Source organism: Bacillus cereus group sp. MYBK245-2, from assembly GCF_051916145.1.
Taxonomy (GTDB): Bacteria; Bacillota; Bacilli; order Bacillales; family Bacillaceae_G; genus Bacillus_A; species Bacillus_A pacificus.
The window spans coordinates 189,521-206,124 of the sequence record NZ_JBQAGB010000004.1; the positions used below are offsets into that span (position 1 = coordinate 189,521).

Consider the following 16,604-nt stretch of genomic DNA (forward strand, 5'->3'; position numbering starts at 1 on the left):
AAAATCGGAGGTAATACAGAAGTGTTCGGAATATTAACTTGGATGATTTTAGCTCTTACTTTGATGATATGTGAATTCGTCGTTAGTATCTTTTTAATTATTGTTGGTATTAAATATCGTAAATCAGTTACAGGGGCTACAAAAAAGAAGACAAATACATCAGCAACTACCACTACGCATATCACATCATCTCTTAAGCCAATTTTAAAAGCTAATATTCAAATAACACCAAATGGCGCAAAGAAAGTTGCATATTCAGTAACACCAAATAAAAAAAGTGTATCAACAAGTAAGACATGGCATTACACAGGTAAAAAGAAATATATAGCTGTAAAAACAGCCGTACAAGTTACAACATCAATGGGTGTTTCACCTAATGGTTCTTCTGCGGGAGGAGTTACACTTGGAAAATAAAATAAAAGGGGTAAGTTCATATGGTAAATTCCATATATTTAATACTTTTATTTATCAATGGTTTAAATCTAAAGTAAATAAGGGACATACATTAGTCTCCTATATTCCTTTTATTACAAATGAGAGTCAAGTTGATGAAATGCGTCCATTCTTTGAGGAAGTAGAAGTGAATGTAGAAGATAATGATATTCAAACATCTCATATGACACATGAGGCAATGGATTTGATTTATAAAACATTAGTTGATAAAGAATGGGATTCTTCTTATTCAGATATTTTTTCCTTTTTTAATGATGAAGCAAATAAATTTGCTGTGTTGGATTTTGATTCTTTGCATAAAAAAAGAGAAAAAATTTTTTATCGGAGAGGTTCAAGTGCCCCATTAAAATTTGATGATTTTATATCTAATCTAAAGGTTGCAGATGAAAATGCGGAAAATTTTGAGGATGAAGGTACATTTTTATTCCCACCACCACTTATCGTAAATGAAGAAAAGATAAATAAAATGATGGATTATTTATCTAAATTTGGCATCACTGTTAAGATACGTACAGTTTCTACTGATATTAGAGAAGAGTATTGTTTGGACTATATTAGTGTGAAATTTAATGGTTAAAAGTAAAAAAGCAGGGAAATTAATTCCCTGCTTTTCTATTTGGTTTATTTCCTGATTGTAAGAAGAACGATAACACCCATGCAACACCTGCTAATATTGTTGCAATTAAGAATGCATCGTTAATACCGTTAATTGCAGATAGCTTTGAAATTTGTCCATATAATAGTTGCGTGCTCATCGCATCTCCTGCTTGCGCTGATCCAGCTAAGGCCGCTAAGCTTTGCCCCATGCCATGTACTTTATCAACTAAAATTGGGTTTGACGTTGTTAACATGTTACCGTAATCTGCTACGTGAGCAGTTGTTTGTTGCGTCATAAGTGTGATTAAAATCGCTGTTCCGATTGAACCAGCTACCTGCCTTGATGTATTTTGCGTTGCTGTACCGTGAGAAATTAATTTCATCGGCAGTGCGTTCATACCAGCTGTCATAATTGGCATCATAATGAATGACATACCAATTGAACGTATAATATAGTCCGTCATAATAACGCTATATGGCGTATCCATTGATAACTTTGTAAATTCATATGTCGCAAACGTTGTAATAGCTAATCCAACAATCGCTAACGGACGAATTCCATATTTATCAAATAGTTTACCTGCAATAGGTCCCATGATTCCCATAATTAATGAACCTGGAAGTAATAATAAACCTGATTCAATTGGTGTGAAGCCACGAATGTTTTGCAGATATACTGGAAGTAGTAACATACCTCCGAATAATGCCATCGTAACGATTGCGTTAATTAATAAAGTGAAAGTAAATACTGGATATTTAAATACTTGTAAATCAAGCATTTTATTGTCTGTTGTCAACTCTCTCCAAATAAATAACGCTAAACCAATTACACCGATAACAAGTGAAATAACAACTTCGGCACTAGTCCAACTATTATTTCCAGCTTCACTAAATCCGTACAACAAGCTTCCTAGTCCAATACTTGAACTAATAACACCAAATACATCTAATTTCGTTTTAGATACTGGCTGAGCTAGTGTAAAGAATTTTAAAGATAGGAAGGTAATAATTAAACCGATAATAAACATCGCATAGAACATTAAGTTCCAGCTGTAGTTTTCAATTACCCAACCTGTTACAGTTGGTCCGATAGCTGGAGCTAAAATCATCGCTACACCTAGTAATCCCATCGCTGCTCCGCGCTTATGAGGTGGGAATAATGTCATGAAGATATTCATACCAACCGGCATTAAAATACCTGCACCGACCGCTTGAATAATACGACCTGTCATCATCATTGTAAAGTTTCCTGATGTAGCACAAATGATAGATCCTACAGTAAAGAATAACATTGCTGCTACGAATAATTTACGATACGTAAATCGTGAAACTAAAAAGGCACTAATCGGTACTAAAATACCATTTACAAGCATGAATCCTGTAATTAACCATTGTGCTGTTGAAGTTGATACGTTAAATTCATTCATTAACGGTGGCAATGCAACGTTAATAATTGTTTGGTTTAAAATAGAAACGAACATACCGAGAATTAATACTGTTACAACTGCTTTTACATTTACATTCTCTATAGGCATAGACGTTTGTTTTTTCGGCATTTCTTTTTCTTGTTTTACTTCTTCTTGCTTGCTTGTTTCTAACTCAACTACATTAGAAATTTCTACTTCTTGCTTTTGTTCATTTTCTTTCTCTTCTGTTTCTACCTTACTTACTTCTATTTTACTTACGGCTGGGACTTGTTCTTCTCCCACGTTCGTTTTTTTCTTTCGTAAAAGACGATTTACAAGGAAGAAGACGATTATACAAAATAGTGCATATCCTACAATTGCAATTGAGGACATCTCATCTCCCCCTTACTTATGAATACGAACTGACACATTCATTCCAGGAACAATATTTACTGATTTACTATGATCTAAAGAAATTTTAACTGGTACAACTTGCTTTACTTTCGTATAGTTCGCTGTTGCGTTACTTGATGGTAACATTGAGAATGTGTTCGCTGTTGTTAAGCCAACTTGTTCTACTTTTCCTGTTAACGTTGTATCTGGGTATGCATCTACATATACATCTACTGTTTGACCTTTTTGAACATCATCAATTACTGTTTCTTCAATATTTGCTGTTACCCATAAATTGTTCATATCAAATGCATAAGCAATCGGGCTACCTGCTCCAACGAAAGCATTTGTTGTTGCGTTTGATTGTACAACTGTTGCGTTTTGCGGAATTGTTACATCTACTGTTTGTTCTCCATTTGCTGCTGCTACAGTAACAGCACCTAATTTATCGTTTTCATTGTAGTTCTTACCTACTTCTGCTTTCCAGTCAGTTAGTTTACCTGCTACTGGTGACGCAATCGGAATTACCTTTCCGTCAATCTTTGCATTGTCTGTTTTTAAGTAATTTTCCGTTTGGTTGTAATAGTAATAAGCGCCAATACCGCCGCCAACTAGTACAATTAATGTGATAATGTTGATAATTACCATTCTTCGAAACTGATTCATTGCATTCCTCTCCTTATATCGCATATAATTTTTTTCTAAACTATTTATGTCCTTATTGTTTAGATTGCTTAATTGTTAATTATATTAACTTTTAAACAAAAAAATCACACCATCTGCGGTGTAAATCGAAATTTATCTACCTGCGAGCGGTGCTGATTTCTGAAGGACTATCGTTTATAATTATAAATAATTATTTTAAATCTACAACCGACAATTTACGTATGAAATGTCGTTTAAACAACAATATAACGCTGATATGTTGTTTAAGTAAAGAAAATTAAACAAGGGGAAATAAAAATGTCTATTAAAAATACAAATGATCCACGTGTAAAACGGACGAGACAACTCATACAGGATGCTTTTGTCGCTTTAGTAGGCGAAAAAGGGTTTGAAAATGTAACTGTTCAACATATTGCAGAACGTGCTCCTGTAAATCGTGCTACGTTTTATAGCCATTATCACGATAAATATGACTTATTAGACAAAAGCATTGAAGAAATGTTAGAGAAGTTAACAAAAGTCATTAAACAAAAAAATAGAAATAAAGAAGATTTTCAACTTACATTTGATTCACCACATCCAAGTTTTTTGGCCTTGTTCGAACATATTGCAGAAAATGCGAACTTCTATAACGTCATGCTTGGTGATAAAGCTGCCGGAAATTATACGTATAAAATGATGAAAGCAATTCAAACACATTTAACATTAAGCCTCTCTATTTCACAACCTAACGATGAAAAACTAATGGTTCCACGTGATATTCTTATTAGTTATGTTACTGGTGCCCACCTCGGCATGATTATGTCATGGCTAAAAAAAGGAATGATATATACCCCGCATTTTATGGCCATGCAATTAACTCGTTTAATCATTTTAGGGGCTCATACTGCAGCTGGATTAGAACGGCCTTTTTAAAACATAAAAAAGCGAAGGAGAGGCTCCTTCGCTTTTTCTATTAATTAAATGTAATGTTATGTACTGCCTCTTTATCAAGACGTTTAATAACTTCTACAATTAACTTCACTGCATTTTCATAGTCATCACGGTGTAACATTGCCGCATGAGAATGAATGTAACGCGTTGCAATCGTAATGGCCATAGACGGAATACCATTTACAGCAATATGAATGGCACCTGCATCCGTTCCACCGCCCGCTACTGAATCATATTGGTATGGAATTTGTAATTCATCAGCAACATCAACTACAAAGTCACGTAAACCTGTATGACCAATAACAGAAGCATCATATAAAATAATCTGTGGTCCATCACCCATTTTACTTTGCGCTTCTTTTGATGTTACACCAGGTGTGTCACCAGCGATACCAACATCTACTGCGAACGCGATATCTGGTTTAATATAGTTTGCAGATGTTTTTGCACCACGAAGACCGACTTCTTCTTGTACAGTCCCGACGCCATATACAACGTTTGGATGCTTTTCATCTTTTAATTGTTTTAATACATCAATTGCAATTGCACAACCAATTCGATTATCCCATGCTTTTGCAAGTAACATTTTTTCATTCTTCATCACTTGGAATTCAAAGTAAGGTACAACTTGATCTCCTGGTCGTACGCCCCACTCCATTGCTTCTTCTTGGCTAGAAGCACCAATATCGATGAACATGTCTTTAATTTCAACTGGCTTTTTACGCGCTTCTGGAGGTAAGATATGAGGTGGTTTTGAACCGATAACACCTGTTACATCTCCTTTACGCGTTACAATTGTTACGCGCTGTGCAAGCATAACTTGTGACCACCAGCCACCAACTGTTTGGAAACGAAGGAAACCTTTGTCATCAATTTGCGTAATCATAAAGCCAACTTCATCTAAATGACCTGCAACCATAATTTTCGGGCCGTTTTCTTCCCCTACTTTTTTCGCAACTAAACTTCCTAAATTATCAGTAGAAAGTTCATCCGCAAACGGCTCAATATATTTCTTCATTACTTCACGTGGTTCACGCTCGTTACCCGCAATACCACGTGCATCTGTTAATTCTTTTAGCATTGTCAATGTCTCGTCTAATTTTGTCATTGCCAACACCCTCCTTTTTCTTCAGTCACTTCATTATACAAAAGGAAATTGAAATATTCAAAAATTAACTTAGTATCCTTGTGTTTGACGCTGATGATTTACTTCGTTTTTATCTAAATATGCCTTTTCAATCTCTTCTTGTTCAAACTCAAGCGCTTGTCCTAGTCGAAGGTAGCTTGTAAATAATTCAATATAGTTCGTAATAGATGGTTGATCTGTAAAACGAATTACCTTCGCATATGTGTCTAAGAAAATTTCTACTTGTGTTTTATTCGTCTGTGCACACTTATAGAATAGGAAGTTTTTATCAATCCCTAAATCAATTCCGATTGATAAAATAAAATGTAAACCATCTACGTATTCTTCTAGTATGACTTCACGTTCTGATGCTGGTTTGTTGCTCCAATATTTAAAACAACGTGTTTCATTTGCAAGTTCTCCAATTTCTACAAGAAGAGCTAACATTTTCTCTTTTAACAATTTTTTCGGTTGTAAGTCATGTTCTTTCGCAATACGGTCATCTAATTCTTTTTGTAATTTAAATAGTTGTAGTAAGTCCACTCTATTGTCCTCCTCCAACATCGCATGTTACGCAACAATGTTGTTTCATTTCAAAGTTCATTATTATTTTTCATTTCTTATTAATAAGTAAGCCATTTACCTCTTTACAAAATAGCTTGTCCTTAATTTACAAATACGTTTCAATCATCACGATTAGATTGTTCACTCCGATTGGTGATAGGTAATCATTATTTGTGTATTGTCCACTAATGAAAATGTTATTTTATCTGATGAAAGTTCCATATCATCTTTCCATTATAGCAGTGTCGTTTCACCTAGGAAAGATACTCTTCTTTCCAAAGGGGCATAATAAAAAAAAGCCAGAAGGATTCTCCTGACTTCATATGTATATTCTTCTATATTGCTATAGCTTTTATATAGGTTTTGTCATATCAATAACGACATCTCTCTCTTTGTATACAAACAAAAAACCTTAGAAGAAAAATCTTCTAAGGTTTCAACTAATTAATTAGTTAATGTTGTTTTTTGCAACTGTTGCTAATTCAGCGAAAGCTTTTTCGTCATGAACAGCTAAGTCAGCAAGCATCTTGCGGTTAACTTCGATGCCAGCATTTTTAAGACCGTGCATTAAGCGGCTGTAAGAAAGACCATTCATACGAGCTGCTGCGTTGATACGTGTAATCCATAATTTACGGAAGTCACGTTTCTTTTGACGGCGGTCACGGAATGCATACATTAGAGATTTCATAACCTGTTGGTTAGCAACCTTGAATAATGTATTTTTTGAACCGTAGTAACCTTTTGCTAATTTAATTACTTTTTTACGACGTTGACGAGTAACTGTACCACCTTTTACTCTTGGCATAATATTACCTCCTAATTGTTCTATATATCAGCCGAACTTATTTTAAGTTGTCAAGCATTTGACGAATGCGTTTGAAGTCACCAGCGCTTACTACACCAGCTTTACGTAGTTTACGTTTAGCTTTTGTAGATTTGTTAGCGAATAAATGGCTTGTGTAAGCGTGAGAACGTTTCAGTTTACCTGATCCAGTCTTTTTGAAACGCTTTGCAGCGCCGCGATGAGTTTTTTGTTTAGGCATAGGTATTTCCTCCTCTATCTATTACTTATCGTTTTTCGGTGCTAAAACTAAGAACATACTGCGTCCTTCCATTTTAGGCTTAGATTCGATTGTACTAACTTCAGCACAAGCTTCTGAGAAGCGATCTAAAACACGTTGACCGATTTCTTTATGAGTAATGGCACGTCCTTTAAAGCGAATTGACGCTTTAACCTTGTCGCCTTTCTCTAAAAACTTGATAGCATTACGAAGTTTTGTGTTAAAGTCGTGTTCATCAATTGTTGGACTTAAACGAACTTCTTTCATGCTAATTACTTTTTGATTTTTGCGCTGTTCTTTTTCTTTCTTCTGTTGCTCAAAGCGGAATTTACCGTAGTCCATAATGCGGCATACTGGCGGTTTCGCATTTGGAGCAACTAATACTAAATCAAGATTAAGATTTGCAGCTAAGTCTAAAGCGTCATTACGAGACTTGATTCCAAGTTGATCGCCATTTGCGCCAACTAAACGTACTTCACGTGCACGAATTTGCTCGTTAATCATCATATCCTTGCTAATAGTAAGCCACCTCCAAGGTTTTCTCAGAACATAGTTTGTAGTCATAGAACCCGACAAAAAAAGTGCGGGCATACGACACCCACACTTGTAAAATCTTAAGTAAGAAATACATTTACCTGTAAACTGCGAATGCGTCCATCAGGTGAGAAGCGGGTGCTTCTACTTGTTCCACAAAACAATATTCTATTATCCTTGATGAGTTTATCATAGGACATGACGTCTGTCAAGAAGACGCGATGTGTTTTACTAACAACAAGAAATATTGTAACAAACAACTAACATACTTGCAATACTTTTTTATGATAAGTGTTACATGGTTTTTTTTTCTAATTTTTCTTACTCATATTACATAGAAAAGCCGCGGTATACCGCGGCTTTTTCTTATCGTTTTCCTTCTACTTTAATCATATCAACAAAAGCATCTAATGCGATTGTTTCTGATTTTTGTTCACCGTATTTACGTACGTTTACGCCGTTTTCAGTTACTTCATTGTCACCTACTACAAGCATGTACGGAATTTTTTGCATTTGTGCTTCACGGATTTTGTAACCAATTTTCTCTTCACGAGTATCTAATTCAACACGGATACCAGCACGGCGTAATTCGTCTTGTACTTTCTTCGCATAGTCTAAATGTACTTGCGGAGAAACTGGAATTACTTGTACTTGAACTGGAGCTAACCAAGTTGGGAATGCACCTTTGTATTCTTCAATTAAGAAGGCTACGAAACGTTCCATAGTAGATACAACACCACGGTGAATTACAACTGGACGATGTTGTTTACCGTCTTCACCAACGTAAGATAGTTCAAAGCGTTCTGGAAGTAAGAAGTCTAATTGTACAGTTGAAAGTGTTTCGTCTTTTCCAAGAGCAGTACGAACTTGAACGTCAAGTTTTGGACCGTAGAATGCCGCTTCACCTTCAGCCTCATAGTAATCAAGACCCATTTCATCCATAGCTTCTTTTAACATACCTTGTGCTTTTTCCCACATCTCATCATCAGCATAGTACTTTTTAGTATCTGCTGGGTCGCGATAAGATAGACGGAATGAGTAGTTCTCTAAACCGAAATCTTTGTACACTTCTAGAGTTAAGTTTACAACACGTTTTAATTCTTCTTTAATTTGATCTGGGCGTACGAAAATGTGCGCATCGTTTAAAGTCATTCCGCGTACACGTTGTAATCCAGATAACGCACCTGACATTTCATAGCGGTGCATTGTTCCAAGTTCCGCAATACGGATTGGTAATTCACGGTAGCTGTGAATATCGTTTTTATAAACCATCATGTGGTGAGGACAGTTCATTGGACGAAGAACTAACTCTTCATTATCCATTTCCATTGATGGGAACATACCATCACGGTAGTGGTTCCAGTGACCAGAAGTTTCATAAAGCTCTCTGCTTCCTAGTACTGGAGTGTATACGTGATCATAGCCTAAGCTTGCTTCTTTATCAACGATGTAACGCTCGATAATGCGGCGGATTGTTGCACCCTTTGGTAACCAAAGTGGTAAACCTTGTCCTACTTTTTGGCTATTAGTAAATAGTTTTAATTCTTTACCTAATTTACGGTGATCGCGCTCTTTCGCTTCTTCAAGCATACGTAAGTGCTCATCTAATTCTGCTTTCTTAACGAATGCAGTACCGTAAATACGTTGTAGCATTTTATTATTGCTATCACCGCGCCAGTAAGCACCTGCAACGCTTAATAATTTAAATACTTTAATTTTCCCTGTAGATGGAAGGTGAACACCACGGCAAAGGTCGAAGAATTCGCCTTGCTCATAGATTGAAATAACTGCATCTTCTGGAAGATCGTTAATTAAATCTAATTTTAACTCATCGCCGATTTCTTCAAAACGACGAATTGCTTCTGCACGTGGTACTTCATGACGAACGATTTCTAAGTTCTCGTTCACAATTTTTTGCATTTCTTTTTCGATTTTCTTGAAGTCTTCAACTGTAATTGCTTCTTCCATATCAATATCGTAGTAGAAGCCATTTTCAATTACTGGACCAATGCCAAGCTCAACCTTAACATCTTTATATAAACGTTTTAACGCTTGTGCTAAAAGGTGAGCTGTTGAGTGGCGTAAAATATATAAGCCATCTTCAGAATCTAATGTAATGATAGAAACTGCACCATCTTCTTCGATTGGTGTAACAAGATCGATCATCTCATCATTTAATTTTCCAGCCACAGCTTTTTTCTTTAAGCCTGGGCTAATAGAAGCTGCGATTTCTTCAGTTGTTACGCCTTTTGGAAACTCCTTCACAGCTCCATCAGGGAAAGTAATTTTAACTACATCTGCCATCACTGGTCACTCCTCTTTTTCTCAAAATAAAAAACACTCATCCCGTAAAAAGGGACGAGTGTTGAATTCGTGGTTCCACCCTTGTTCCAATTAACATAATTGTTAATTGCTCAAGTTCAACATAACGGTGTTGTCCGTTAGCAATTACTAGAAAAACCGTTCACTGCTAAAGTTTAGAGGTGGTAAGTAATAATCCCGTACTAGGAAGCTCACACCCTAAGGCTTCCCTCTCTGAAAATCGTAGAAAACTACTCATGTCCTCATCATGACATTTCAATATATTTCATTTATGTAGGTAATTATATGCTCAAAAACTTAGAAAATCAAGGGCGTTACCTTTATTTTTTAAATTTTTCACATTGCGCTCAAACTCATGTAATCCATGTAATTGTACCCGTTCTTGAAATACATTTCGCAAAGTAATAATCATATTATGGTCTTGTTCTTTCGTATATAAATAAATTTTTTTCGGCGAAATAGAAAGAAGTGGTGCAATTACTTTCGTATCAATATATACATCCTTTTGTTTTAATAAGTCTTCATCTATATATTGAACCAATTTCTCTTGTTTTAAACGTCTACCTTTATCATCATAGAAAATAAAACTTTCATCAAAAATAAGATGCACACATGACAAACGTGATTTCCGGCTACGAACTTGTTGCCGGAGCGTTTCAATAAACATTTGATATTCTTGTTCTAACTTATACTCATCAATTGCCACTTCAGCAAGCTTAGCTACCATTTCCCTATATGTACGAAGACGAAAGCGAACATATGATGAAAACGAGAATGAAAGTGGATCACAAAGCCAGTTATTTAAAGAGGATTTAATATATGATTCAAATGTGTGACGTGTTAATTCACGAGCAATTCCTTTTCTTCTCCCTTTTAAAATCTCTTGTGCCATATGCAATATTTGATGACACTCTTCCTCTTCTTCATAAAAAAACTTCTCTTTTAAGATTGTATATATCCACTCATTTTGTTTCACATTCACAATGAAATATACCATTACCGGCAATAAAATCTTTTCAATATAATTTGATTCACATACTGGTATGTGAATCACCACTTTTTGTTCCTGTAAATACACACTCGTTTCCTTATATAACAGTTCCGCTCTTTTCAGTAGTTGTCTATATACATGCATAGCATCATTTTTTTCTTCGAAGCAAATTTCAATCACTTTTGTCCCCCCTTTTATCCCTGCTCTAAAGGATTGTATCTATACGTTACAAATCCTATAAGAGTCCGTCCCGCGTGAAAGTTCACTCTTAGTAGAATTACATTTCCTATCGTTAGAAAATCCACTCGATATGGCTTGCTAATTTTATATATATTAAGGGAGGGAGAAAAAAATGATACAAGCTACTAGGAATTTTCAATAAGAACTTTTCATTTTATCATTCGACTACTTTAAAAAGCGTTTAACTACGAAAAAAAGAGCAAGCTTCTCAGCTTACTCTTTACTTATGACGACGGTTTTTCCCGCCAATTGGAATTGGTTTCGCTAAATATTTAATTCGCTCCATAATACGAGCTGCTTTCATTTCTTCCGCTTCACCGCGCTGCGTATATGTTAAATGATGTTCTAGCTGTTTAAAATCAAAGTTAGACGTAAAGAACGTCGGTAAGTTTTCTAACATACGGAATTGCAAAATTGCACCGAGTACATCATCACGCACAAAGCTTGACATCGCTTCTGCTCCAATATCATCTAACATTAAAACTTGTACGCGTTTCACCGCATCAATCTTTTCCCCAATTGAATTATCTTGAATCGAACTTTTAATTTCACGTAGAAATTCAGGGAAGTATACGAGCATCGAACTTATTTTCTTTCGAGCAAGCTCATTCGCAATTGCTCCTAACAAATACGTTTTCCCTACACCAAATTTACCGTACAAATATAAACCTTGTACTTTTTTACCAGGTTCATATGTACTTAAAAACTCATTAGCTGCACCAATCGCATCAATACGCGCATCTAAATCTGAAGGGTCTAAGTTTTCCATCGTTGCTTGTAAAATATCAGTTGGCATATATACACTTTGAACGAGCTTTTCATATTTCTTCCTCTCGTCATATGCTACTTTTCTAACACAACGATCATATTGAATATCAATCATCTTCCCTTGGATAACGAGCTTTGGCTCATATCCTTGCAGCATGTTTTTACACGAACCTAGATCCGGACAATCCGCGCAACCTACACTTTGTCCAATATATTCGTATAATTTCACAAGACTGCGTTCAATCATAGACGTTGTTACTTCCCCTTTATGTTCGTCTATAAATTCTTTCACACGCGGATGTGCCATTACTTCCGCCTTTAATACTTCATATCTATTTTTAAAATTTTCATTTTCCATTAACTTTGCAAATGAATTTTGAATATGCTCCATTTTCTCACCTCAAAGAGCGTTCATTCTCTTCTATTAATCACGCTTATATTTTTTTAACACTTCTTCTAATCGTTTTCGTTCGTCCTCTAACGTACTTGCACCTTTTTCAGCACTTACATCTTTTTTCACAGTTTCTTTCTCTTGTTCTTTCGGCTCTTCTTTCAGCCAATCTGGTACCATTTCTTTTCGTACTGTTTTCTTGGATGTACGACCTTTCTTCTTCGTCTCAGCCCATTCTTGATATTGACGATTTTCTTCTTTCGCTAATGCCATTGCTTCAGCAACTGTACCGACCTTTTTACGTGCCCAATGTCCAGCAATCTTCTCCACATACGTTTTCGCAAGTTTCATATCTGAGCGTAGCATAACGTAATAAATAAGTACATTCACAACACCTGGTGTTAACTTTTGATTCATCATTACATCTTCAACAATTTGCAAGTCAGCCTTCGTCGCCTCTGCACCGCCAGAGATTTCTTTCAATAGTTGCTTTGGTGAGATTTCCTCTAACTGTTTGATTAACATCTCTTCTTGCGATGTAGGCTCTTTTTCTTTCATCATACGTGCAGCGTGAGGCTGTACTCTTTCACTTAATACAGGTAACGCTTGACCGTTTTCGAACTGATACCAATCACGCGCTCCTTTTCTAAGCCTTTCGATATCAATTGTCTGCATCTCTGTCACCGCACCAAGAACGATATTTTGCATCGATAACACATCTACATCATACACGTAAGCAAGTGTAATGACACATTCTCGCACTTGATCTGTAATCGCCTTTTTAGGAACAAGAGCGGACAAGCCGTCTACAAATAAGGAGAAATCAAAGAAATCATTCCAAACTTTTGGAGCATCTCCCTTTTCATTACTTGGCATAACTGTCGCTTTTGGAATACGAAGATCTTCTTGCGCATGCTCAAGCTGTCCTGGATTAAACGAACCAAATACATCATTAAAAGAACGCGTAACATTTTCATACGATACAAAATCAAATTCTTCTTCTAAGAAATATTGTTTTACTTGATTATATTTTGTCCGACTCAATCGATTGTATAAAAAGATACTTAAAACAATATCATCAAAAAACTGCTTCGGGGATAAAGGTGGTTGCAGCTCATATATAAACATTCGAATATCTTTTTCTTTCTTAATATATACTTTTAAAAGCCCAATTGCTTCTAACTTTACTCGTTCCTCATACACTTCGGGAAGTTGCATTTGCATGGTCACCATAAGGGAATGGTGCGTATTCTCTTTTCCAAACACACGATCTTGATCTAACTCTCCCCATAGCGTCATGTACAAGCTAAAAGCTCTACTACCTATTAACGGCTGATATAACATCGTTAACACTTTTCGGTCGTAATTATGCAGTAACCCTTTCGCACTTACTTTATAACGATCAATCGGCAATAGCTCCATCCATGACTGTTTTTCCATTCTTGCTTTTCCTTTCTCTCATCCAATCTTCACTATATAATTTATTAGCGAAAAAGAGCTATTAGCTTTCGCTTCTAGCTCTCTTATCTCATTATTTACGGTATGTAAAGAGAATACAATACAGATTCTACTCTCTTTCTTTTTGCAGTATATCTTTTAATTCTTCAATAAATACATTTAAATCTTTAAATTGGCGATATACAGAAGCAAAACGCACGTAAGCAACATCATCGATATCACGTAGTTCTTCCATAACAATTTCACCAATCATATCACTTTTCACTTCTGATATACCTAAATTACGAAGTTCACGTTCCACACTTTGAGTTACTTCTTCTAATTGTCTTAAAGATACTGGTCTTTTTTCGCACGCTTTAATTAAGCCGCGTAAAATCTTTTCTTTATTAAACTCTTCTCGTGTTCCTTCTTTTTTTACAACGATAAGAGGTGACTCTTCCACTCTTTCAAATGTCGTAAAGCGGCTTAAACAGCTTTCACACTCTCTCCTTCTTCGAATAGAGCGCCCCTCGTCTACCGGACGCGAATCTAACACTCTTGTACCATTATGAGAACAGGATGGACAACGCAATATATTCACTCCTTTACACTATACTCTTTATTTTTCTCTACTTACTTCATCTGACAATATATATACAGTATTATATAACTCATTCTAACTCTCTTACCACTTTAAGTTTAAACGCATTATGTTATCATCTCGGTTCCAAAAATAAGATGCTAGAATAGGGCGTTAACTTATTCGCAAGAGCTCAATTCATTCAACTAACGAGCACGTCATATTTTTCCTTTTTTTCAAACTAAAAAAGAGGTGCATTATACACCTCTTTACATTTTAAATCAATTATGTTCTTTTTTAAAGAGCTTTTGTTTCTCTCTGCTTAATTTCGAAGCTACCAGTGCCTCGAGGAAGCTCGATGCTCTCACGCGTTTTCGCGTTTAAACCTTCTGCAATATATTCTGCAGCAACATTTGGATCAATACGATCCCCACAAGTATAAACATCAATACTCGCGTAACCGTGCTCCGGAAAGCTATGAATTGTTAAATGTGATTCCGAGATAATTACTACTCCACTTACACCTTGTGGTGCAAATTTATGGAAAGCCACCTCACGCACTTCAGCACCAGCTCTTAGTGCTGCATCCACAAATAATTGTTCAATATACGGCATGTCATTAAGCTTGTCGAAATCGCAATCCCAAAGTTCAGCGATCACGTGACGACCCATCGTATCCATAGTATCCATTCTACAGTTCCCCCTTGTAAATTTATTCTAACTGTTCGAATTGAAAACTAATTTGCAATTTGGCTTGCTCCACTACCACGGGGGAAAGTTAGTCCAGAGAGGTCCTAACCCTTTAAGTAGTGACTACGTACCTCAGCTCTTAAGTTTACGAGTGTTAGTATACTTTGTTTATTTTCATTTTGCAACAACAGTTTTTTCGATTTTCTGTCATATTTTCCTCTTTACTTTTCCCTAAAAAAAATAAATGATTCACGAATACAGTAACCTCAACGTTTCGTGGTATGTCCACTTCTAAAAATATACTTATATAATTTTTTTCCTTTTCAGAAAAAAATAAAAAAAAGAGGGCAAATATTCACTTGCCCTCCCCTTATTCAATTAAATATGTTGCACATTTTCTTGTTTCGCTAATTCATCCACAACTAACGTTACAAGATCTACAACACGACGAGAGTAGCCCCACTCGTTATCATACCAAGCAAGTACTTTCACTTTACGATCACCCATTACCATTGTAGATAAACCATCAATAATAGCTGAGTGTGTATTTGTATTAAAGTCAATAGATACTAAAGGCTCTTCGCTGAATTCTACAATGCCTTTTAACGCACCGTTTGCAACAGTTTTGAATGCATCGTTAATAGCTTCTACTGTCACATCGCGTTTTACATCTACTACTAAGTCAACAAGAGACACGTTTGGTGTCGGTACACGAAGTGCCATACCATGAAGTTTTCCATTTAAATGTGGAAGAACTTTTGCTAGCGCTTTCGCAGCACCTGTCGTTGTCGGAATAATTGATTGTCCGCAAGCACGTGCTCTTCTTAAATCTTTATGTGGGTTATCAATATTTTTTTGGTCATTTGTATAAGCGTGAACTGTCGTCATTAAACCGTTTTCAATTCCAAACTGCTCATCTAACACCTTCACAACAGGTGCTAAACAGTTTGTTGTACAAGATGCATTTGAAATAACAGTATGTTTTGTAATATCTAATTGGTCTTCGTTCACACCTACTACAATTGTTACATCTTCATTTTTACCAGGCGCTGTTAAAATAACTTTTTTCGCTCCAGCTTCAACGTGAAGAATTGCTTTTTCTTTTGAATTAAATTTACCAGTTGCTTCAATTACAACTTCAACACCTAAATCTGTCCAAGGCAATTCCTTTGGATCGCGGTTGTTTAAAAGGCGAATCATTTTCCCATCAACTAATAAGTGATCTTCAAATGCTTCTACTGTTCCGTCAAACTTGCCGTGAACTGTATCATATTTAATTAAATGTGCTAACGTTTCAGATGGATAGCTTGCATTGATTGCTACAATTTCGAATGCGCTTTCTTTTATTGCCTGACGAAATACCATTCTCCCAATACGTCCAAATCCATTAATTGCCACACGAGTCATAATATGTTATCCCCCTTGAATGCGTTATACTATTTATCTCCAATC

The 16,604-nt window shown here is 35.9% G+C and carries 17 protein-coding genes and 2 other annotated features; of the genes, 3 read left to right on the forward strand and 14 right to left on the reverse strand.

From position 1 onward, the window contains the following. Window positions 1–21: 21 nt before the first annotated feature. Together ACTFRN_RS09830 and ACTFRN_RS09835 are read left to right on the forward strand one after the other, a co-directional pair. Window positions 22–414 (forward strand): hypothetical protein, encoded by a 393-nt coding sequence (locus ACTFRN_RS09830; RefSeq protein WP_014893486.1) that lies wholly within the window; start codon window positions 22–24, stop codon window positions 412–414. After that, on the forward strand, window positions 404–1,030 hold the full coding sequence (locus ACTFRN_RS09835; protein WP_014893485.1) for a hypothetical protein: 627 nt from the start codon (window positions 404–406) through the stop codon (window positions 1,028–1,030). Before ACTFRN_RS09830 ends, ACTFRN_RS09835 begins: the two co-directional genes overlap by 11 nt. Before the next feature lie 19 nt (window positions 1,031–1,049). Here ACTFRN_RS09835 and ACTFRN_RS09840 read toward each other — a convergent pair whose 3' ends face one another. Both ACTFRN_RS09840 and ACTFRN_RS09845 read right to left on the reverse strand, forming a co-directional pair. After that, window positions 1,050–2,849: a DHA2 family efflux MFS transporter permease subunit gene (locus ACTFRN_RS09840; protein ID WP_000094780.1), complete on the reverse strand. Its 1,800-nt coding sequence runs from the start codon at window positions 2,847–2,849 to the stop codon at window positions 1,050–1,052. 12 nt (window positions 2,850–2,861) lie between these two features. Continuing rightward, window positions 2,862–3,515 carry an HlyD family secretion protein gene (locus ACTFRN_RS09845; RefSeq protein WP_001071400.1) on the reverse strand — a complete coding sequence of 218 codons (654 nt, stop codon included), beginning with the start codon at window positions 3,513–3,515 and terminating at the stop codon, window positions 2,862–2,864. A gap of 297 nt (window positions 3,516–3,812) precedes the next feature. On the opposite strand from ACTFRN_RS09845, the gene ACTFRN_RS09850 reads away from it, so the two are divergent. Beyond that, entirely contained in the window at window positions 3,813–4,430 is a 618-nt protein-coding gene (locus tag ACTFRN_RS09850; protein WP_000023673.1) for a TetR/AcrR family transcriptional regulator, read from the forward strand. Between the two features lie 40 nt (window positions 4,431–4,470). Here ACTFRN_RS09850 and ACTFRN_RS09855 read toward each other — a convergent pair whose 3' ends face one another. The 12 genes from ACTFRN_RS09855 to ACTFRN_RS09910 all read right to left on the reverse strand — a co-directional run bounded on the left by ACTFRN_RS09855 (window position 4,471) and on the right by ACTFRN_RS09910 (window position 16,559). Next, window positions 4,471–5,556 (reverse strand): M42 family metallopeptidase, encoded by a 1,086-nt coding sequence (locus ACTFRN_RS09855; protein ID WP_000163568.1) that lies wholly within the window; start codon window positions 5,554–5,556, stop codon window positions 4,471–4,473. A gap of 69 nt (window positions 5,557–5,625) precedes the next feature. Then, the gene (locus ACTFRN_RS09860; RefSeq protein ID WP_000365050.1) at window positions 5,626–6,117 is read right to left on the reverse strand and encodes a dUTP diphosphatase; all 492 of its coding nucleotides are present in this window, start codon (window positions 6,115–6,117) and stop codon (window positions 5,626–5,628) included. 469 nt (window positions 6,118–6,586) lie between these two features. Then, entirely contained in the window at window positions 6,587–6,943 is a 357-nt protein-coding gene (gene rplT / locus ACTFRN_RS09865) for a 50S ribosomal protein L20 (protein ID WP_001138362.1), read from the reverse strand. A 37-nt stretch (window positions 6,944–6,980) separates the two neighbouring features. Continuing rightward, entirely contained in the window at window positions 6,981–7,181 is a 201-nt protein-coding gene (rpmI, locus tag ACTFRN_RS09870; RefSeq protein WP_001125945.1) for a 50S ribosomal protein L35, read from the reverse strand. 21 nt (window positions 7,182–7,202) lie between these two features. Then, window positions 7,203–7,706, reverse strand: coding sequence for a translation initiation factor IF-3 (gene infC, locus ACTFRN_RS09875; protein WP_000973214.1), 504 nt, complete (start codon window positions 7,704–7,706; stop codon window positions 7,203–7,205). Between the two features lie 62 nt (window positions 7,707–7,768). Continuing rightward, window positions 7,769–7,889: a sequence feature (ribosomal protein L20 leader region), on the reverse strand. Between the two features lie 210 nt (window positions 7,890–8,099). Further along, a complete protein-coding gene (gene thrS, locus ACTFRN_RS09880) occupies window positions 8,100–10,037 on the reverse strand; it encodes a threonine--tRNA ligase (protein WP_000786083.1) in 1,938 nt (645 codons plus the stop codon). Between the two features lie 47 nt (window positions 10,038–10,084). Next, window positions 10,085–10,313: a binding site (T-box leader), on the reverse strand. Window positions 10,314–10,344: 31 nt separating this feature from the next. Beyond that, entirely contained in the window at window positions 10,345–11,226 is an 882-nt protein-coding gene (gene ytxC, locus ACTFRN_RS09885) for a putative sporulation protein YtxC (protein WP_000569618.1), read from the reverse strand. 280 nt (window positions 11,227–11,506) lie between these two features. After that, window positions 11,507–12,445, reverse strand: a complete 939-nt coding sequence (dnaI, locus tag ACTFRN_RS09890) for a primosomal protein DnaI (protein WP_000400101.1) — start codon at window positions 12,443–12,445, stop codon at window positions 11,507–11,509. A gap of 33 nt (window positions 12,446–12,478) precedes the next feature. Beyond that, window positions 12,479–13,885, reverse strand: coding sequence for a replication initiation and membrane attachment family protein (locus ACTFRN_RS09895; RefSeq protein WP_000415018.1), 1,407 nt, complete (start codon window positions 13,883–13,885; stop codon window positions 12,479–12,481). A 127-nt stretch (window positions 13,886–14,012) separates the two neighbouring features. Next, on the reverse strand, window positions 14,013–14,474 hold the full coding sequence (nrdR, locus tag ACTFRN_RS09900; RefSeq protein WP_001203687.1) for a transcriptional regulator NrdR: 462 nt from the start codon (window positions 14,472–14,474) through the stop codon (window positions 14,013–14,015). 285 nt (window positions 14,475–14,759) lie between these two features. Next, entirely contained in the window at window positions 14,760–15,143 is a 384-nt protein-coding gene (speD, locus tag ACTFRN_RS09905) for an adenosylmethionine decarboxylase (RefSeq protein ID WP_002003660.1), read from the reverse strand. Window positions 15,144–15,530: 387 nt separating this feature from the next. Next, the gene (locus ACTFRN_RS09910; RefSeq protein ID WP_000198972.1) at window positions 15,531–16,559 is read right to left on the reverse strand and encodes a glyceraldehyde-3-phosphate dehydrogenase; all 1,029 of its coding nucleotides are present in this window, start codon (window positions 16,557–16,559) and stop codon (window positions 15,531–15,533) included. Window positions 16,560–16,604: the final 45 nt, after the last annotated feature.